Origin of the sequence: Steroidobacter agaridevorans, from assembly GCF_009932555.1 — a bacterium.
Classification (GTDB): domain Bacteria; phylum Pseudomonadota; class Gammaproteobacteria; order Steroidobacterales; family Steroidobacteraceae; genus Steroidobacter; species Steroidobacter agaridevorans.
This window is the reverse complement of the sequence record NZ_BLJO01000001.1, coordinates 130,573-149,299: the sequence shown is the minus strand read 5'-3', so window position 1 is coordinate 149,299 and position 18,727 is coordinate 130,573. Positions and strand designations below refer to the sequence as shown.

The 18,727-nt window shown below is 60.4% G+C and carries 18 protein-coding genes; 13 read left to right on the top strand and 5 right to left on the bottom strand.

Features of this window, described 5'->3' with window-relative positions; genetic code table 11:
- Positions 1–193: 193 nt before the first annotated feature.
- Together GYH35_RS00680 and GYH35_RS35085 are read left to right on the top strand one after the other, a co-directional pair.
- Positions 194–811 (top strand): hypothetical protein, encoded by a 618-nt coding sequence (locus GYH35_RS00680; protein WP_161827389.1) that lies wholly within the window; start codon positions 194–196, stop codon positions 809–811.
- Between the two features lie 33 nt (positions 812–844).
- A complete protein-coding gene (locus tag GYH35_RS35085) occupies positions 845–967 on the top strand; it encodes a hypothetical protein (protein WP_268894908.1) in 123 nt (40 codons plus the stop codon).
- Between the two features lie 183 nt (positions 968–1,150).
- Here the strand turns inward: GYH35_RS35085 and GYH35_RS00675 are convergent, their stop codons facing one another.
- From GYH35_RS00675 to GYH35_RS34495, 3 genes are all read right to left on the bottom strand, one after another.
- Positions 1,151–1,501: a BON domain-containing protein gene (locus GYH35_RS00675; protein ID WP_161827388.1), complete on the bottom strand. Its 351-nt coding sequence runs from the start codon at positions 1,499–1,501 to the stop codon at positions 1,151–1,153.
- Positions 1,502–1,988: 487 nt separating this feature from the next.
- A complete protein-coding gene (locus tag GYH35_RS00670) occupies positions 1,989–5,306 on the bottom strand; it encodes a chemotaxis protein CheB (protein WP_161827387.1) in 3,318 nt (1,105 codons plus the stop codon).
- 332 nt (positions 5,307–5,638) lie between these two features.
- Positions 5,639–5,797: a hypothetical protein gene (locus GYH35_RS34495; protein ID WP_202624006.1), complete on the bottom strand. Its 159-nt coding sequence runs from the start codon at positions 5,795–5,797 to the stop codon at positions 5,639–5,641.
- A 144-nt stretch (positions 5,798–5,941) separates the two neighbouring features.
- On the opposite strand from GYH35_RS34495, the gene GYH35_RS00660 reads away from it, so the two are divergent.
- The 9 genes from GYH35_RS00660 (at position 5,942) to GYH35_RS00620 (ending at position 14,903) form a co-directional block, all read left to right on the top strand.
- Complete coding sequence (locus tag GYH35_RS00660) at positions 5,942–6,202, top strand: alpha/beta hydrolase family protein (protein ID WP_161827386.1); 261 nt, start codon at positions 5,942–5,944, stop codon at positions 6,200–6,202.
- A gap of 555 nt (positions 6,203–6,757) precedes the next feature.
- The gene (locus tag GYH35_RS00655) at positions 6,758–7,516 is read left to right on the top strand and encodes a transglycosylase SLT domain-containing protein (protein WP_161827385.1); all 759 of its coding nucleotides are present in this window, start codon (positions 6,758–6,760) and stop codon (positions 7,514–7,516) included.
- A 51-nt stretch (positions 7,517–7,567) separates the two neighbouring features.
- Positions 7,568–8,635 carry a lipase family protein gene (locus GYH35_RS34490; RefSeq protein ID WP_202624005.1) on the top strand — a complete coding sequence of 356 codons (1,068 nt, stop codon included), beginning with the start codon at positions 7,568–7,570 and terminating at the stop codon, positions 8,633–8,635.
- Entirely contained in the window at positions 8,635–10,617 is a 1,983-nt protein-coding gene (locus tag GYH35_RS00645; RefSeq protein ID WP_161827384.1) for a hypothetical protein, read from the top strand. The genes GYH35_RS34490 and GYH35_RS00645 overlap by 1 nt, the downstream gene beginning before the upstream one ends.
- 64 nt (positions 10,618–10,681) lie before the next feature.
- Positions 10,682–10,936, top strand: a complete 255-nt coding sequence (locus GYH35_RS35320; protein ID WP_161827383.1) for a group II intron maturase-specific domain-containing protein — start codon at positions 10,682–10,684, stop codon at positions 10,934–10,936.
- Between the two features lie 355 nt (positions 10,937–11,291).
- Positions 11,292–12,419 carry a BKACE family enzyme gene (locus GYH35_RS00635; protein WP_161827382.1) on the top strand — a complete coding sequence of 376 codons (1,128 nt, stop codon included), beginning with the start codon at positions 11,292–11,294 and terminating at the stop codon, positions 12,417–12,419.
- Between the two features lie 74 nt (positions 12,420–12,493).
- On the top strand, positions 12,494–13,630 hold the full coding sequence (locus GYH35_RS00630; protein WP_161827381.1) for a carboxymuconolactone decarboxylase family protein: 1,137 nt from the start codon (positions 12,494–12,496) through the stop codon (positions 13,628–13,630).
- Between the two features lie 57 nt (positions 13,631–13,687).
- On the top strand, positions 13,688–14,014 hold the full coding sequence (locus GYH35_RS00625; RefSeq protein ID WP_161827380.1) for a hypothetical protein: 327 nt from the start codon (positions 13,688–13,690) through the stop codon (positions 14,012–14,014).
- A 22-nt stretch (positions 14,015–14,036) separates the two neighbouring features.
- A complete protein-coding gene (locus tag GYH35_RS00620; protein WP_161827379.1) occupies positions 14,037–14,903 on the top strand; it encodes a bile acid:sodium symporter family protein in 867 nt (288 codons plus the stop codon).
- A 71-nt stretch (positions 14,904–14,974) separates the two neighbouring features.
- On the opposite strand, the gene GYH35_RS00615 is transcribed toward GYH35_RS00620, so the two are convergent.
- Together GYH35_RS00615 and GYH35_RS00610 are read right to left on the bottom strand one after the other, a co-directional pair.
- Entirely contained in the window at positions 14,975–17,314 is a 2,340-nt protein-coding gene (locus tag GYH35_RS00615) for an arylsulfatase (RefSeq protein WP_161827378.1), read from the bottom strand.
- Positions 17,311–17,472 carry a hypothetical protein gene (locus GYH35_RS00610; RefSeq protein ID WP_161827377.1) on the bottom strand — a complete coding sequence of 54 codons (162 nt, stop codon included), beginning with the start codon at positions 17,470–17,472 and terminating at the stop codon, positions 17,311–17,313. The genes GYH35_RS00615 and GYH35_RS00610 overlap by 4 nt, the downstream gene beginning before the upstream one ends.
- 93 nt (positions 17,473–17,565) lie before the next feature.
- Between GYH35_RS00610 and GYH35_RS00605 the strand changes: the two genes are divergently transcribed.
- Complete coding sequence (locus tag GYH35_RS00605) at positions 17,566–17,730, top strand: hypothetical protein (RefSeq protein ID WP_161827376.1); 165 nt, start codon at positions 17,566–17,568, stop codon at positions 17,728–17,730.
- Between the two features lie 339 nt (positions 17,731–18,069).
- Positions 18,070–18,234 (top strand): hypothetical protein, encoded by a 165-nt coding sequence (locus GYH35_RS00600; RefSeq protein WP_161827375.1) that lies wholly within the window; start codon positions 18,070–18,072, stop codon positions 18,232–18,234.
- The last annotated feature ends 493 nt before the right edge of the window (positions 18,235–18,727 follow it).

Below are 18,727 nucleotides of genomic sequence, written 5' to 3'. Positions count from 1 at the left end.
GTGCGGTAGCGAACTTAGAGAGAGGCATCGGCGACGACCCAGTCGGGGCTATGTTCGTTAGCGCACCGACGCCGGATCGCACCGACCGCACACTGCGGGCTGCTGTCAGGAGCATTGAATGGCTTTCAAGCTGCTTTCGGGGATTTCAGTGAGTTCAACACGCACGGCCGGAGGTTTGCTTGCGGTGCTGTTTATGGCACTCACGACGTTCGTTTCCTCATCCTCGGCGGAAGCGCCGGACATCCTGCCGGATAACGCAATGACAACTCGCGCTGGGTTTGGCTGGGAATGCATGACCGGCTTCGAGAGGATCGCCAATCGCTGTTTGCGCATTGCCGTACCGGCGAACGCGTACCTGGATGCATCGGGGGATCAATGGCGCTGCAACCGGGGCTACCTGAGAACGAACGATGCATGTACGGCAGTCAAAGTGCCGCAGAATGCCTATCTCGATGATTCATTCGGTAGCGGCTGGCGATGCGAGCGCGGCTATCGCGAGGCGCAAGGCCAATGCGTGGCCATCGAGGTTCCCAGCAACGCGCACTCGGTCGACTCGTCATACGGTCCAGGTTGGGAGTGCGATCGTGGTTTCCAGTCCTCGCAGGCGGCCTGCATTCCCATCGAGCTGCCGGCGAATGCATTCCTGTCGCGCGCTGGAAGCAGTTGGGAATGCGACCGGGGCTTCCGTCGAGAGGGCGCCGCATGCGTTGCGGTACGAGTCCCCGCGAATGCTCATCTGGACTACTCCGGCGACGCCTGGAGATGCGACAAGGGCTTTCATCTCCACGGCGCGGCCTGCGTCAATGATTGATATCCACTGTGCTGACGATCAACGGGGTGACTTATGAGCAAGGGCCAGGATCGCAAGAAAGACCAGAAGAAAAAGCCGACCAGGACACTCGACGAGAAGCGTGCGGCGAAGAAAATCAAACGGGCGGAACGAGCCGCGTCACGCAGCTTCATCTAGGGGCCGCGGGAGCGGAAGTCTCCTCTGTTTGTTGTAGCTGAATGCTCGGTGCGCTAGCGAACGTTACGGACTTCGGCGCAAGTCTATGTACGGTTGCGCACCGACGTCACTTGTGTGCCAGCGCATGCTCGTACTCCTGGTGGATGGCCGGCAGAACCGTGACGTCGCGACCAGTGCCTTCATTCAGGTGGCAGCTTCGGCTCCGCGAGCAACGGAAATTTCGTTGCGCACCTGCTTGCCCGTCGCTACTTTCACCGCCGGCGCTTCGACGCGCGTCTTCTCGTCAACGCTCTCAACCGGGCCACCCAGTGTTACGACATCTCCATCGGTAACGATCTTGATGTTGTGCGCTGACGTTGAGAGCGACTTGTCGTCCAGCACGGCTCTGCGAATGCCGGCGGCAACTTCAATCGCGTCCTTATCGTTCGATTGATCGACCGGGGTCTTCGCATCCGTGTTCCGGTCCGTGGCGTTCGCCTTGGTGTTGTCGGCAGCTTCGCGCTCGGTGGCCGACTCGGTTGTCTGTGCATTCACCGCGGTGACTGTAAGGAGTCCGGCAAGTAGCGCGGTCGAAAATGAAAATGGTGTGAGCTTGGAGAGGTCCTCGCGGATGGCTGAGATCGAGATGACCGCATGGAGAACCTACCGTGTGCCGGACTAACGGCCGGCAGGGGCTGAAGTTCCTGCTGCGCACTCGACCCGGCGGGCGGAGGGCAGATGTCTGTTCCTCGAGTAATTGCGTCAGCGGCTCATTTTGTTTCATTGTAGTAATCCGCTGTCGGCTTGGCTGAGCAGGTCTGCCAGAAGCTCACGGTGCATGCGCGGATCGAAGAGGAGAGGAGGTGGCAACCGTGATCGCTGCCAGATCAGCGTCGAAATCCAAGAACAGTTCGCGCAAGCTCGTGTAAACGCCGTCCTTGAACGGTACGGCAACCCGGTGGTGGAGAGCTGTGCGCTGACACATGAACGCGCGCGATCGGATACGGGCCCGCGGCGAAAGGGCAGAGCAGTTGCCCCTGTATCAAGCTTGCTCGACGAGCGCTGGCATCGCAAGCCAGAATGTTGCTCCAAGCTCTGGATTGTTCTCCGCCCACAGTCTGCCGTTGTGCGCTTCTATGATAGTGCGAGAAATAGCCAGTCCCATCCCCATCCCGGAGGGCTTGGTCGTGAAGAAGGGCTCGAAGATCTTTTTCATCGCTTCGTGCGGAATTCCGGAGCCAGCGTCTGCTACGCCAATCTCGATCCACCCTTCAGCGTTGGTACGAGCATGCAAGACGACACGTCGGCGCGCTTGTTCGAGACCGTCGACTGCGTCCATCGCGTTGATGACCAGGTTGATCAGAACCTGGGACAAATGCACTCTGTCGCCCTGGACGAACATACCGCGGTAGCCGAGGTTCGTCTGCAGCGATATTCCTCGCCTGACGATGTCGCCGTGGACCAGCGAGGTGACATCTTTCAGCAAGTCCTCTACGGACATTCGTACAAGCACCATCGGCTGACGCTTCAGCATCTTGCCCAAGCGGTCGATCACTCCGGCCGCACGCTGCGAATCGCGGACGATTTCGGCGAGAATCTCTGGCAACTCAACCAGATCGGGATCTGGAGCACGCAGCAGCATCTGCGCGGCCTGCGCATCGGTCAGGATCGCGGTCAGGGGCTGGCGAAGCTCGTGAGCCAGGCCGGACGCGAGTTCGCCAAGCGCCGTGACTCGACCGGCATGAGCGAGGTTGCTTCGCAACTCCACCAGTTCCTCGCGTACCATTTCGATTCGCGCGCTCTTCTCCGTGACATCTTCGATCGCGAGCAGGATCAGTTCGACGCGGTCAACGTCTGCCGCGATCTTCCGTGCGCTGAATGACAGGATGCGACGGCCCTCCCGACTGTGCGGCATAACGACCTCGAAGTCGGTGAAGGTCGGTCCGTCAGTGAGAATGGCGGACAGGCGCTGGTTCAGCGTCTCATCCCCCAGCGCGACGCCGACTACATCGAGCGACCTGCCTTTCATATCCTCAACCGGCACGCCGAATTGCGTGGTGAAGGCTCTGTTGGTGCGCAGAACATTCAGGTTGTGGTCGAGCACGACGAGCGGCTCTCGGACCGTCTCCACGATTGCCTCTGCCAATGCGTGCGCCCGGTCGGACAGCTGCTGTGCATTTTCGAGCTGCATGTTGAGCACTGCAAGCTCGCGATTGCGCTCGCGCAGCTCATCGTTGGTCGTGATCAGCTCTTCGTTCGCGGATTGCAGTTCCTCTTTCGACGTTTCCAGCTCTTCGTTGGTGCTCTGAAATTCCTCGTTCGCTGACAGCACTTCCTCATGCGCCGACTTCAATTCCTCCTTGGCGGCCTCGTGCTGCTCCATCGTTGCCTGCAGGAACTCTCGAAGCTCCAGGTTCTCGCGCTCGAGGTAGGCGAGGTGCTGGTCCTGCTCCGATTCCGAAAGCGAGGTCGTGCTGATCAGCCGCTCTCGCCGGCCAATCGTCCGGAATGATTCGCTTTCCAGCAGGATCAGATAGGCGACATCGCCTGCTTGCCGCAGGGGAATCACCTCAAGATCCACCTTTCCGACACCGTCTATGGTCAAACCCGTTCGGCGGGCGACCTTGCCGCTCGCGCGAGCCTCCTCTATCGCGGGCGGAACGGTCAGCAGCAGTTCGGGGCGCGCGATTCTCAACAGGTTCAGGCTCGGTGGTCCGCTTGCCGGCGCGAGGAAAGGCGCGGTTTCGCCGCGGAATTGCAGAATGTTGAGTGCATCGTCGACGACGATGCCGGCGGGCGAGTAGCGAGCGAGCAGGAGGCGGTCGGCATGGCGCACAGCCGACTCCGTCTCCATGGGCGGCTCTGCTGCGCGCTGCGGCGCGGAGATCGAACCGTGAACGCCAGGAAGCGCGCGATCGGCGGCCGCGGAACTCATTGTCGGCCTCGGCTTGTAGAGCCGATGCAGCTTGTCGATGGACTCGAATAGCTCTGCCCCCTGCCCGACACTCTCCGACGGACCGAGCAGAAGAAAGCCGCTGGGCTGCAGGGCATATCGAAAGGTCTGCATGATGCGGCCCTGGGCGGCGGCCCCGATATAGATCAGCACATTGCGGCAGCTCACCAGATCGAGTCGTGAGAACGGCGGGTCTCGCGCAATGTCCTGCCGGGCAAACACACACAAATCACGGACGAATCGCGCGATGACATAGTGAGAGTTCTGCCGAACGAAATAGCGACGGAGTCGGTCTGCGGAAACATCCTGCGCGATGGAGTCGGAGTACGTGCCCGCGCGACATTTTTCGATCGCGGCTTCACTGATGTCGGTGCCGAAGATCTGAATCCCTGCGGGCGGCAGCATATCGCCCAGATACTCCAGCAAGGCGATGGCAATCGAATAGACCTCCTCACCGGTGGCGCAACCCGGCACCCAGATCCGGATCGGCGCTTTTGGCGAACGCCCGCTGATGAGGCGTGGGAATACGTGCTCGATCAGCGCGCTGAAGGTGGCTGGATCGCGGAAGAACGAGGTCACGCGGATCAAGAAATCTTGGTAGAGCGCCGCGGCCTCTTTGGAATCGTTCTCCAGGAACGCTGTGTATTCCGTCAGCGTCCCGATGCGCTGCACGGCCATGCGTCGTGCCAGCCTGCGGCGCAAGGTGCTGGCCTTGTACGCACTAAAATCGACTCCGTGAGTGAGCCGCAGCCGACGGAAGATACGGCGAAATAGCTCTCCCACGGTCGCGCCGTCGCTGTCTGTATCAGCGACCACAGCCTCGGGAATGTCAGCAGACCTGAGATATGAGTGTGCGCAGAGACGCACCAGCTCAGGGGCAATCTCTCCAGCTGGGAGGACGAAGTCGACACATCCGGTTTCGATGGCGGACTGAGGCATCCCAGACACCCGGGCGGTGTTGGGGTCCTGCGCGAGGGTGATGCCGCCCGCGTGTTTTATGGCCTGCATGCCCGCCGATCCATCGGAGTCGGCGCCAGAGAGAACGATGCCGACCGCGGCCTCTCCGCAGTCGTCTGCAAGCGAACGAAACAGCGCATCGATCGGCAGGTGTATTCCAGTGGCCGCGCGAGGCGAGAGTCGCAGCACACGCCCGTCAACGGTCAGAGTGGCATTGGGTGGAATGACGTACACATGATCGGATGCGATAGGCAGACCGTCCCGGGCTTCGATGACGGGCAGGTTTGTGCGCCGTCGCAGAATCTCTGACAGCAGACTGTCCCGCGCGCGGTCCAGATGCTGGACGACGATGATTGCCACGCCCGGATGTGAGGGTAGGCCGCCGAGAATCTCGGAAATTGCCTCCAACCCGCCCGCGGAGGCGCCGATGCCGACGATAGCTGATTTCATCGCGCCCTCGGTCTGGTCGTGGAGGCTGACGCCAAGAACTTTGACCACTGGTGTTCCCGGGTGAGATCGACCGTCTTGAAATCGTCTAATCGTTCACTGGTCGGGAACGGAGTTTAGCGCAATGCGCGTCCGCGACTGTGAATTGCACGCGGATCCAGCTGCGCGACCCATCCTCATCCGCGAAAGCGGAGCGCCTCCACGAGTAAAGCAAAGACCTGGCGTGAAGGTCCGAGCCAGCGGACGACTTCACCTTCGAGCGGCTCCGAGACGGCCGCATGTGTCATGGTGCTGGATCGTAGTGGCGCCATGCCAATGTTGACTCCTGGCGCGATCTAAACCCATACATCCCCGAGCAAAACGTTGTCAGCATAGTCAGCGAGTGCGGGCGCGATCGCCTGCATGTTCTTGGGAGCCACAGAGGGACGCTCCTGCGCCTCAATCGGCGCACCGGCGGCGAGGGTCGACAGAGCGGCGACGGTCTTGATCTTCAATAGTGGGAACTCCCGTTGCAACGATCGCAATTCGCCTTCCAACAGGGCTCGTTTTGAAGCCCGGAGCATTTTTGATCACTGACTCCTCGCACTCGGTTTGGTCACGCGCGCTGGCGAGGAGTGCCTGCGGCTCGGATAGTCGATATGAATCGCGGGCTGCCGACGCCGACGATCAAGGTGATCTCCGACCTTGCGAGTCAGCTGAAGGGTGGGGGAATTGATGGGGCACTCGCAGTCCGGTCATTTCCGCTCGCAGCGGCGCTCCTCAGTCTCAAGGTAACGAAGGGCCTCGTGCTCGACGAGCCTGACACGTGTCCGGCGAGCCATACGGACGTCCAGATCGACGCGCTGGCATCGGTGCCTCTGCTGATCTCATCTTGCCGTGGCGATGCATGTGCCTACTGATTACATCGCCGCTGGACGAGCTACAATCTGCTGCCTGATGACAACACCCCGTTCACTGTTTCATGGAAGTGTTGATGAACTGTTTGAGCGCGGCGTTCTGCTGGTGCGCACCAGGCGGCGGCGGTGTCTCTGGATCCGCATGCAGCCGCCGTATCGCTACATCTAGTGTGGAGCGATGTTCGGGCTGATCGGTCGCCAACCACTCTTGCCAATATATCCTGCGTTCGGCTCTGTTGCCTCTCGCTACTTGGGCAATGTCGCCAGGCGGCTCCGAGCGCGTCGCCGAACCTTCGGCGGTTGCGCGAGGTGCGTTGACAACCAGCGGCGACTCGCGTTGCTATGTGCATCACAATGGGCCACAGGTACGTTCATATCCTCGATGTACGGTGCCCGCTGGACACAACGCGCGCAATTGCCGGTTCCTAGTGCACCTAGCCCGCATGCAGCGCCGACGGGTCGAATGCTAGGTTGCTGGGGCATCGGTTGCAGTCCGCGGTGTGCGCCGCCATGTGTCCTCTCAAATCCTACCTGGCTGCCGTGGTAGCAACATACTGCGTGCATTCAGCTGTTGCGCAGCCCGCCGAGCCGCGACCCACCATGCCGCGCGAGATCGAGGCGGTCTTCGAGCACCGCTCGCCAGCCAAGGTGTCCTGGAAGGGCGACTTGTCGGAAATGCGTGAGCGGCGGCTCATCCGCGTGCTCGTACCAAACAACCGAACCTTGTTCTTCTACGACGGCCCGCAGCCGCGCGGGCTCGCATACGAGTGCATGACCGAGTTAGTCAACACGCTCAGGCCGGGAAAATCGACCAATGCCCGGGTCCACGCGTTGTTTCTGCCATCCTCGCGGGACCGATTCATCCCGGATATCGTGAAAGGTTATGGCGACGTCGAAATTGCGGGCCTCACCGTCACCGCATCACGCGAGACGCAAGTCGACTTCATTTCATACGACCTCACGATGAACGAGATCGTCGTAACGGGAGCGAACGCGCCTGCGCTGGGCCCGGTGGAGGATCTGGCTGGCCGCCGTCGATCGAGCAGCTACTATGAGAGTCTCACGGCGCTCAACAACCGGTGGAAGGTGCGCGGTAAGCCGCCGGTGCGGATCAAGATTGCCGGCGAACATCTCGAAGACGAGGAAGTCCTCGAGCTCACACACGCCGGTGTCGTGCCGATTTCCCTCGTCGATGCCTATATCGCGGAAACCGTCGACTATATGCTCAATATTCTCAAGTACTGGGTGGCGTATCACCTGACGCTCGACCCGAACGAGGATGTGCAGCCACTGGCGGCACCCGACAAGCAAACATAAAGTCAGCACTGCATTCCCGGCAGACCAGGACAGCAACGATCCGTGAGGAAGATGAAAAAAATCACGATCGCAGTGTGTCTGGTAGTCGCGGCTTGCGGAAAGCCGCTCGTCCCTTATTCGACGAACTCCCCGCCACTCGTGCTCGTGCCTGCTACTCAAGCTGGCGTCATCGATCAGCGCGGACGCTTTCGCGAAATCTACTGTGCCGTGCTCGAAGCCAGACACGGCTTACCGGACTATCGCCCCTGCGAGCAAGCATTGACGCGGGTGGGGGAGGAGCCAGTCGGGACTGCACAACCGGTCGAACTGGGCCGTTCGAACCGGCGGCTCGTTGCAGCCGTCGTGCTCGGCCTCGGATTCGATTGCATCGAGGAATGGCTGGAACCGATAGGAAGCGTCGCGGAGCATTTGCGGCGTTATGGCTACGACCTGGTGCTGATCAAGGTCGGCGCTTTATCCAGCACGGCGAACAACGCGCGCCAGATCCGGGATGCGCTGCTCGCGATGCCGGCCGAGTCAGGTCCGGCGCGTCTGGTGTTGATCGGCTACTCGAAAGGAGCACCAGACATCCTCGACGCGCTGGTCACGTATCCAGAGATCCACAGTCGCATCGCCGCCGTAGTGAGCGCGGCAGGGGCGGTTGGCGGCTCGCCGCTCGCCAACGACGCGAAGGAATATCAAGCAAACGTGTTGCGTTACTTCCCCGGCGCCAAATGCGAGGCTGGCGAGGGCACGGCGGTGGCGAGCCTGCGGCCAGCCACGCGCAGTGCCTGGCTTGCCGCGAATCCATTGCCGACAGGCGTCCGTTACTACTCGTTGGTCACATTCCCGCAGCCGGAACGCATTTCGTCGGTGATGAAATCGAGCTATCGCAAGCTTGCCCGCGTCGACGCGCGCAACGATGGCCAGCTCATCTTCTACGACCAGGTTATCCCCGGCAGTCATTTGATGGCGTACGTCAACGCCGATCATTGGGCGCTTGCTGTGCCGATCGCAAGGACGCATGCGACGATCGGCGCCGTGTTCGTCACCGAAAATGCTTATCCGCGTGAAGCCCTGGTCGAGGCTTTGCTGCGATTCGTGGAGGAAGATCTCTCGATCAGCGGGCGGGGCCACTAATGGCGATCAGCCGCATACTGGTTGCCTTGGGACTGACGTGCGCTACTCATCCGTCATTCGCATGGGTCTACCCCGAGCACCGTGACATCGCCGTGCTCAGCATCGAAAGCCTCGACCCGGAACGCAAAGCACTGTTCGACCAGCTCTGGGCCGAGGCGCGCACCGGTCATGAGAAGCGCCTGTGCGAGCAGGGCGCCGACACTGCGCAGGGGGTGACGCCCGAGTGCATCGACTGGGCCGCGATGTCCGCCATCGGTGGCGACCATTCTTGTTCGAGCCAGCAGTTACTCGACACCGTGATCAGCTCGAAATGGATCCTCGCCGTTGCCGAAGTCGCGGCACGACTCAAAGTCGATCTGATGCAGATCTCGAAAACGTTGCCTGTGACACCCCAGCAGGAGAGCGGCCGGCTCATCAGCGAACTGCGGCAGCAGCTGGAAAGTGAAGCGATCAGGGCCGATCGCAGCAATGCGCTGCGCATTGCCGACATGCGTATACAGCGAGCCGACTCCGAGTATGCGATACGCGCGGGCAGCAACAATGCCCACTTTTTGCTCGCCCGCCCCCGAGTGGACTTCACGGCACAGGAATACATCGACACGACGCTCAGGTCCGGATCCGAGATCAGTGCGGTAGGTGTGTGGGGGCGGTTCCACCTGAGCGCTTTGCAGAAGGCAACGAGGTTGGCGCAGGAGAACCTGTCCCCTGACGAGCGTTCCACGCTCGCGCGCGCCACACTCGCTGATGAAGCGTTTGCGCTTCATTTCTTGCAAGACGTCTTTGCAGCGGGACACGTGGCCGGAACTTGGGGCGACGTGTCACAACGCAGGGGCACTCACGACCACTACAACGAGAGCGGATTGGAAGTTCGTACCTGGCAGGCAGGCGCGACCACGGCCGTGTTAATGGGCGATGCGCACATGCGACCCGAGGATGCGATGCGAGCGGCCGAGGCAGTGCGCCTGAGTCTAGAGCAGGTACTCGACACGGCAGCTGGCCGTCAGCGAACGACCAATCTTCCGTACACACCGACGGCTCCGAACGAACCCGAGACATTCGATGTGTGCGAGAACACCCAGCTCGAGCCAATGTCGCAAGGACGAGAGCCAACACCCGAGGCTTTGCAGTTGGGCGTGGAGGTTCTGATGCTGACTCCAGTGCCAAGTTTGGGTGAAGGACTTGGGGCAATGCCGCGTTTTCGGGCAGAGCTGGGGCCCTTCCTCGGCGTCGCTGGCGCGTTCAACGTGCGTGCTGTGGATGGTGGTTTCACAGGGTTGGAAGATGGCAGCGGCTTCGTTGGCGGGGCGGACTTGTCGCTGCGAGTCGGGTATGGACTCGACGGCGTGATTGGTGAATCGGGAGACGGACTGATCTATTTTTCAGTGGGCTATAGCGGCGATACGCCCTCCACCAATGAATTCACCGAGACCGCACCGGCACAGGAAGGCGGTAGCCTGACGGCAGCGATTCCGGCACGCACGGGCTTTACGGCCCGAATACGCATGCCGTTCTATCTGATCCCCGGCGACCTGCTGCTCCTGTCGCCGTTGTATCTCGTATCGCCCAAGACTTATCAGGGGATGGCGGTCACCTCGGTCAATGGTGGACTGATCCCATGGCAGCTCGGTTGGGCAACTCGCTTCGGCCGATTTCAGTTCGTGCTCGGGCGCGAAGTCGGCGTGACCTTCTACGGCCTCGGGTCAGAGGATCTATCGCTGCTGGCGCCGGGCGAGCCGCCGGGTTCAGGGCCGAGGGTGGTCGAGTTCAAATCGACGTATCTCGAATTTCCCATCCTCGAGTATCGACCCTATCGCTCATTCGATACGACCCAGAGCTCAGCGCTGGTCGTGAAACTCTTCGGCGCCGTGGACATTCCCAACAAGGGGCAGACTGTCTTCCCACCTGGCGCACCGGGCGCAGACCTGGATAGCGTGTACTCGATCGGCGTGCGAATCGCATTCGACTGGCGACGTTACTTCTGAGCCACGCCGGGTTGTTCGGCGACGAAGAAACCATCTATCCCTTGTCATTCAGGGCGTGCAGCGAATGCATCAGAGCATTCGCGAGTGGCATATCCCAAGACAAACCTCCGTCCCTCTGCACGAGTTGGCGGCGGACTACAGCGCCACATTGAGAGGATGGCTGAATTATTACGGGTGCTTCTATCGCAGCGCCGAGCCTGGCGCACGTCTCGCGCTGTACAACAATTTGACGTCCACAAGCCGAGGCCTTTCGATTCGGCGCGCGACCGACTGCGACATCTCGCAACACACACACTGGCACCATTACTCGCGGGCCTGACACGCTGATCGCATTGCCATCGGTTCACGGCGTCGAGCGGAAGGTGCGCTGGGGGTTGCCCGCGCTGCGTATCGCACGCCTTGATGTGCGCTCTCAAGGTTCATCGGTAGAAACGCAAGTTCCTATTGTCGACGCTCACACCTGAGCGAATTCATCGCCATGCGTCACCCCGGCACACGTGTTAGCGGGCTCCGAATCCACTTCTATTCGAATCACTTCCTCAAGCGACTCATGGCGTGGAGTCGAATCGTAAATCACGGATTTTGGCGCCGAGCGTGCCCACTCAAGAGCAATCACCAGTGGCGGAGGTCGAACCAGAAGACCCCGCGACTAAATCAGATCGAAGGTACGAATCATGTACTACACCGACGACTCACTGCTTCCCGAGAACATGCCGCCGTTAATGATCACCGGAGCACCCTATGGCCCCGTGTGGATGCCGGAGGATTGCACACCGGAAAACAAACTCCCTGTCACTTGGGAGGAGCAGACCCAGGCCGCGGTGGATTGTTTTAACGCCGGGGCCACGATCCTGCACATCCACGTCTGCGACCCCAAGACCGGCCACATCTCCAAGAACTTCAAGGAGTACAGCGAACAGATCGCACGCCTGCGCGAGGCCGTGCCTAAGATGATCCTGCAGATCGGCGGGTCCATATCGTTTGCACCAGAGCCGGGAGAAAAGGCAGAGTTCGGGAGCTACGACGCACGTCACAAGCTGTGCGAGATCGAACCCAAGCCGGACCAGATCACCGTCTCCTGTGGCACCACGCTGTACGATCACACAGCGATCAACCGCCTGGACGACGCCTGGGCTGGGACACGCTATACCAATCCGGCGATGGCCGCGGCCATGTCCAACCTGGTGGCGGACGCGACGCCTGAGTTCTATCTCGAGAACATCAAGCGCTGCGTTCAGCATGGCATCCAGCCGTACTTCGCGCTCGCGCACATCCACGCATTGGAACTCGTGGAGCGGCTGATCCGCAGGGGGTACTACAAGGGGCCGGTGAACGGCTTCTTCAGCATGGGTGTTGGCGGTGCGTGCGGGGTGAATCCGTTCGACATGATGGAGTTGGTCCGGCGCACGCCGCAGGGTTCCAATTTCACCTACCAGAGCACGTTCCGTCATACCTATCCGGTTTCCATGATGATGATCGCGCTCGGGCAGCACACCCGTGCCGGCATTGAGGACAACCTCTGGGGCCCGAAGAAGGGAGAGCGCTTCAGCACGCTTCAGATGATCGAAAAACAGGTCAAGATGGCCGAGCTCATCGGTCGTCCGATCGCCACGGCCGCGCAAACGCGCGCCATGCTGAAGATCGGCGTGACTTACAAGACCACGGAGGAAACGCTCAGCAACCTCGGGCTACCGCCCAACCGCGAGGACGGCAACGCGGGGTTCCATGTGCATGTGACCGACGGAAAACTTCCGAGCAAGCGGATGGTTGGTTCGGACGGTCACATGGTTGCTGTGGAGTAGGTCAGCGCCTCCGCACAAACGGCCGTGAGCGGCACACTACGCTCGCATCAGTGGATCAAGTGACAGAGACAGACATGACCGAGTTCAAGAAGGTAACAACGGTTGAAGAGTTGTCGCCGGGCCGGTGCATGACCGCTGTCATAAATGAGCGGTATATCGCCGTCTTCAATGTTGACGGTGCGTTTCACGCACTGGACGGAGTTTGCCCGCATCAGGGCGGCCTGCTGGGAAACGGCATTTTGAATGGATGCATCGTGAAGTGTCCGGAGCACGGACTGCGCATCGATGTCGCCACCGGCGCCGTGCCCGGCGGCGGCTTGAGCGTGAAGAAGTTTGCGGTAAGGGTCGAAGGCAGCGAGGTGCTCGTGGCGATGGAATCAGCACCAAAGAGGGGCAGGGCCATGCGCACACTAACCACCAATAAGCCATCGGAGATGACAGTACCCGACAACGCAGAAGCACCGTCTGCCATCGAGCGGTCAATAGGAGGCATTTCAACGGGTCCGTGGGACAGCGCTGCGCTAACGCGGCTTCGCGAATGGGACCCGATCGGGACCGGTCAATGCCTCGAGATGTCCGACGATCCGTGGACCGGCGGCATACTGCCGTGTAAACACGTTGAGCTGATCAGCATCGCGGTGAATGCTGCTTGTACGAACCTGAGCGCTGGCGGAACCCGCCGCCACATTCGCGCCGCACTTGAAGCTGGTGCCACGCGCGAAGAGATCCTGATGATCCTCAAGATGGCGTCTCTTCTATCGATACACACGTGCAGCTTGGGCGCACCCATTCTGTTGGAAGAAGCAAAGCCAGCTGGCGTGAAGCCACGATCCAAAGAGGCGGCGGCGACACCGGTGTGCGACGGGATGAAAGTGGCAGGCCAATGGAATACAGCATGGGACGCGTTCTTTGAGATTGACCCGGAATGGACGGAAGCCTTCATTGCCGCGAGCCGCCCGGTTTACGCGAGCGGTATCCTCTCGCCGAAGCTGGCGGAACTCCTGAGCATTGCGGTTGATGCCTCGATCACTCACATGTACGCGCCCGGCACGCGCCGGCACATCCGGTTGGCGCTCAGTCTCGGCGCGACGATTGAGGAGATCATGGAAGTACTCAAGATCTGTGTCGCTCAGGGTATCGAGGCAAGCAATCTCGGCGTCCCGATTCTTGCCGAGGAGCTGGAACGCCTGGAGCAATCGCCAACATCATGACGAATGGTTGGAACGGGAGTGAAGTCTTGTTGATCGCGGACAGGTGGATCGATTGTGATGAGCAGGTTCAATCAGAGACGACGGGGGAATGCGCCGGGTGGCGTGCCGATCAACGTCGACATCGACACAATCCTGGACCATCTCGAGATGGCCGGGCAGGGGGCGTTCGGTCAGGAGCACAAGTGGGTGATTCCCTATTACCTCGATGTCGGCACGGGCGACTCGGACACGACCTGGCAGGCATCGCTGGGGCTTGGCTACGCGTTCGGCTGGGGCGATGTGACTGTGGCGTGGCGGTATCTCGATTACGAGCTCAAATCAGGCGCGCCCATCGCAGACTTGAGCCTCAACGGACCGGCCGTGGGAGTCACTTTCCGCTGGTGACGTTTCGGGAGCAACACGCGCCATGGACCTGAAGCAGTTCGTCGTAATCGCCTTGCAGGTGAGCGTGTTCTGCATGGTCTTTGGCTTCGGCCTCAAGACGACGACACAAGATCTGTCGTATCTCATTCGCCGCCCCAGTCTGCTGGTGCGCTCGCTCCTGGCTGTGTTCGTGGTGATGCCAATCGTCGCCGTTCTGCTCGCAGTGCTGTTCGACTTCGAACGGACGGTGGAGAGAACCTTGATCGCACTCGCCGTCTCTCCCGTGCCGCCGTTGTTGCCACGAAAGGAAAGCAAAGCGGGCGGTGACGAACACTACGCGCTCGGGCTGATGGCGATCCTTGCGCTGCTGGCGATTGTAGTGACACCGCTCGAAATCATGATCCTGCAGAGCGTTGCCGGACGGCCATTGGAGCTGGCGGCAGGGACTGTGGTGCGCGTGGTTCTGATTTCAACGCTGCTGCCACTGGCTGCCGGCATGTCGGTGCGCGCATTCATCCCCGGACTGGTTACCCGAATCGACCGGCCGATCGCACTGATCGCGAAAGTGTTATTACCCGTGGCGGTGGTCGTACTGCTGGTCGCTGCGGCGCCCGCGATGCTCGCGCTCATTGGACACGGCGGGGTCCTCATCGCCATGTTCATTTTTCTGGCTGTCGGACTCGCTGTCGGCCATGCGCTCGGCCGGCCCGATCGCAATCACTCTGTGGTGCTCGCGTTGTCAACAGCCTGCCGTCATCCTGCAATTGCTCTGTCAATCGCAGCTGCGAATTTTCCGAAGGAGCGCTTCGGCGCCATCATCCTCCTCTATGTGCTCCTTGGCGCTATCGTAGCTGTGCCGTATCTCGCCTGGCATCGACGGCAATCGCGAACGGCACTGGGGCCGGCGTGAGCCGAGCACGACTATGAGCAATCATCACGTCCGACTATCGCGTTGGCTCTTCGTCGTATCGGGCACCTGTGTCATCCGACGCCATTCCATTCGAGGGGCGGATCGAAGGCTTCGTCCACCGGCCCCACGCCGATTACGATCTTGCGGATGGTACCGGTGAATTTGTTGTCGTAGGCAACATAGTCGCGCGTCACGGGCGTCAGGTCGTCCATGCCGACGTCCGCAGGCTCGGTGCCGGTGAAAAACGGGATAGTGCGATCGATACGGCCCGAGGTCACCTGTTCGCCATCGATGAACATGTCGCCCCGGCCGCCAGCCCCGGGCTTTTTCCCACCGTCGTAGATGAACTCCCAACGCAGCGTGACTGGGCCGGTCGGCAACGGCGTGGGAGCGGCCACTTCATAGATCTCACGACCGAACCAGTTGTACACGAATTTCGCGTGGCCCTTTTTCACATACAGACTCCATCCACCGGTGTGTCCGCCGTGTGCGATGATCACGCCCTCGGCGCCGCCTTTAGGAATATCGAGCTCAGCAGTAATGGTGTACGAACGGTTCTTCATATTGATGAATGCATTTTCCGACAGCCCGATCATTCCTTCATAGAGAGTCAATGAGGTTCGCGGGCCCATGAGGTCAGGCCGCCCGGCGACGGCGGCATTGAAGCGTTCGAGAACACGATCGTCGAGCGGCAGGACTTGGTATTTCACCGCTTCTGTCAGGAAGAGCGCTTTGAGAGCCTCAAGCTTTTCCGGATGCTTGGCGGCGAGATCGTTTGTCAGGCTGAAATCTTCTTCGGCGTTGTACAGCTCCCAGGTGTCATTTTCGAAAGCTGCCCGGGGCGCCGCTTCCCAGAATGCCTTGTGTAGCGTCGTCGCATACCAACCATCCTGGTAGATCGCGCGGTTGCCGCCGTACTCGAAATATTGAATGGCATGGCGCGATTTCGCCTTGGCATCATCAAACGTGTTGAGCAGGCTGCGACCTTCGATGGGTCGCTGAGCGATGCCGTTTACCACCGTCGGCTCCGGCAATCCTGCCGCCTCCAACACCGTCGGGGCTAGGTCGATGACATGCTGAAACTGGGAGCGAAGCTCACCTTGCGCCTTGATCCCCTTGGGCCAGTGGATCACGGTGGCGTTGCGCGTCGAGGAGAAAGTCGCGTGACCCTGCCCGCCGACCATAGGTGTACAGCTCGCCTGGCCCCATGGCATGGCATAGTGCCCGCTCGCGTGCGGTCCGCCGAGATCATCGATGTGCCTGAGGAGATTCTCCATCGTCTCCGGCACGCCGTTGAACGAGGCCAACTGATTGAACGACCCGATCGGACCACCGAAGGGCGACCCGCCGTTGTCGCCGGCGATCCAGACGATCAGTGTGTTGTCGAGTTCGCCGAGGTCCTCAATGGCCTGCACCAATCGACCGATCTCGTAGTCGGTGTGCTCGGCCATACCGGCATAAACTTCCATCTCCCGTGCCAGGACTCGCTGCTCCTCCGGCTTGAAGGAGTTCCACGGTTTCACGACTTCGGGCATAGGCGCGAGCCTGGTATTCGGCGGTACTGTGCCCAACTTGATCTGCCGAGCCAGTGTTTCCTCGCGCAGCTTGTCCCAACCCTGGTCGAACTTGCCCTTGTATTTGTCGATCCATTGTTTGGGCACATGATGCGGATCGTGCGTGCCCGCTGCCGCGTAATAGATGAAGAATGGCTTGTCCGGCGTGAGCGACTGCTGGGTGCGAACCCAGCGAATGGCCTGGTCAGTGATATCCGTGCTGACGTGGTAATCTGGAGTGCGAGGAGTCGGGATCCGGGTCACGCCATCGTACAGCGCCGGAGAGTAGAGGTCGGACTCGCCCTGAAGAAACCCGTAGAATTTGTCGAACCCAGAGTGCGCCGGCCAACGGTCCATCGGCCCGGAGACACTCAATTCCCACGGCGGCAGTTCGTGGGATTTGCCGAACATGGCGGTGCCGTAGCCGTTGAGTCGCAGTACTTCGGCCAGTGGTGTGATGGCGTTGGGACGTACGCAGTTCATCCCTGGAAACGCAGTACCCATCTCGGCCACGCCACCCATGTTCGCGCTGTGCGAATTGCGGCCGGTGAGTAGTGCCACCCGCGTCGGCGAGCAGACAGGCGCGGTGTGCATGTTGTTATAGCGCAAGCCGCCTCTGGCGAGGCGACCGAAGGCCGGCATGTCAATCGGTCCGCCGAAGCAGCCGGGGTCGCCGAATCCCATGTTGTCAATCAAGATGAAGACAACGTTAGGTGCGCCCGCGTCTTTCGGTGGTTTCAACTCAAAGCGCGCCGGCGCCTTGGCTTTGCGTGCATCGATTTCGGTGATGGGCGGATGCTGTGGCTCTGGAAGCGGCAGAATCGTGCGGTGTGGAGCGGTATCGCGCGTGTTACTCATCGATCGGTCCTCCACTTGAGTTCGTCGCGATCGCCAGTGCCCACAGCCAGAATCTGAGCCAGCGTTCGCTTGCCATCGATGGCATCGAGCAGCCGGTTCTCGAAGGCATCCACGGTGAGCACGAGATCAGTGAACGAATGCGCGCGGTTGATCAACACGGCCACGCTCCCCGGAGGCACACGTTCTCGAACACACGCTGTCCATGGCACGATGATAGGAACGAACGTGCGCCAGCGTGGTCGACGAAGTCAATGGACGAGGTCAATGCGTTGGTTTGCGCTGGATCGATCGTCGCGGTACGCGATGAGGTTGTGTCCGAACATCGCGCCGCGCAGCAACTCCACCGCTGCGTGCTGTTACGGCCCGGGCAGCGCGGCGAGGCGTTCGGCATGGGGTTCGCGACCATCCCGCATTGAGCTAGGTAGGGAGCCTGCTCGACCCAGCGGTCGAAGGCCATGCGGCAGCGATCGAGCGAAGGATAGAGTTGCCGCACTGGCGGAGTCGATCCGTGCAGAGGGCACTCGTTTTGCTTCGAGCCGAACGACGATGTGCGTGCAGCTTCATTGCGAGGACTGGAACGATCTGCCACTGTCGATCACGTTGCATGATGCAACGGGTGCGTTGCTGACCACTACGCTTCCTTCGATTCAATCAGACGAAAATGGAGATAGCGGACGTATCCGCCTTCTTGCAATTTGGCTCGAGAGTAGGCTATCGACCATCTGCGCAATGCACTCAGGTACTGGGACGAAGTCGTGGCGATCACACGGCCCTTGTGTCGCGATATGAAGCTCACGCACTACAACCACAACTTTTTCGTGCCGAACGACGACAATTTGTTCCATTGGGCACTGATCCGCGATGAGGTGGCGAGAGACGTGGAAATCGCCACCACCGGCAAGCCGCAGGAGTCGCACTGATCGGGGACGACCTGTTGCATCGGCTTCAGTGACCCGGCCGAAATCAGCGTGTGCAACCTTGGTTGCAATATGGAGCGACGGAACACGATCGTGCCAAACTTGGCCGATAGGTCTGACATCAGAATTTGCAGGTAGTCTGTTGAAGCGGCGGCAGTGGAATGCGTTCCTAAGAGAAAACCGCGCCGCTGGTCCATCGCTTGCGGAGGCGAGTTGGTACACGAGTGTGTTGTGCCAATTCTGTACCAGCTACGATGAGATTTACTCCTCGACTTCCCACCGAAGTCGCTGCAGTGGATACTCGGAGTTCTCTAAAATTCAATGAGTTCCAATCCACGGGGACGCCTTGAGTTTGATTGTCGGTCCGGCCTCGAATACACCGACAGCCGCGAAAAAGTGATTTGTAATGAATAAGTTAGACCGCCGCGTTTCCGTAGCCCCCCATGATGGACTACACCGACAGATTGGATCCGGGCTGACAATTCAAACATTTACA

Bases quoted from the DNA above. Each gene is read 5' to 3' on its own strand.
- GYH35_RS00630 (WP_161827381.1), top strand. From the start codon at position 12,494: ATGACCGAGTTCAAGAAGGTAACAACGGTTGAAGAGTTGTCGCCGGGC.
- GYH35_RS00660 (WP_161827386.1), top strand. From the start codon at position 5,942: ATGAATCGCGGGCTGCCGACGCCGACGATCAAGGTGATCTCCGACCTT.
- GYH35_RS00635 (WP_161827382.1), top strand. From the start codon at position 11,292: ATGTACTACACCGACGACTCACTGCTTCCCGAGAACATGCCGCCGTTA.
- GYH35_RS00645 (WP_161827384.1), top strand. From the start codon at position 8,635: ATGGCGATCAGCCGCATACTGGTTGCCTTGGGACTGACGTGCGCTACT.
- GYH35_RS00680 (WP_161827389.1), top strand. From the start codon at position 194: ATGGCACTCACGACGTTCGTTTCCTCATCCTCGGCGGAAGCGCCGGAC.
- GYH35_RS00615 (WP_161827378.1), bottom strand. From the start codon at position 17,314: ATGAGTAACACGCGCGATACCGCTCCACACCGCACGATTCTGCCGCTT.
- GYH35_RS00670 (WP_161827387.1), bottom strand. From the start codon at position 5,306: ATGAAATCAGCTATCGTCGGCATCGGCGCCTCCGCGGGCGGGTTGGAG.
- GYH35_RS00625 (WP_161827380.1), top strand. From the start codon at position 13,688: ATGAGCAGGTTCAATCAGAGACGACGGGGGAATGCGCCGGGTGGCGTG.
- GYH35_RS34490 (WP_202624005.1), top strand. From the start codon at position 7,568: ATGAAAAAAATCACGATCGCAGTGTGTCTGGTAGTCGCGGCTTGCGGA.
- GYH35_RS00605 (WP_161827376.1), top strand. From the start codon at position 17,566: ATGGACGAGGTCAATGCGTTGGTTTGCGCTGGATCGATCGTCGCGGTA.
- GYH35_RS35320 (WP_161827383.1), top strand. From the start codon at position 10,682: ATGCATCAGAGCATTCGCGAGTGGCATATCCCAAGACAAACCTCCGTC.
- GYH35_RS35085 (WP_268894908.1), top strand. From the start codon at position 845: ATGAGCAAGGGCCAGGATCGCAAGAAAGACCAGAAGAAAAAGCCGACC.
- GYH35_RS00620 (WP_161827379.1), top strand. From the start codon at position 14,037: ATGGACCTGAAGCAGTTCGTCGTAATCGCCTTGCAGGTGAGCGTGTTC.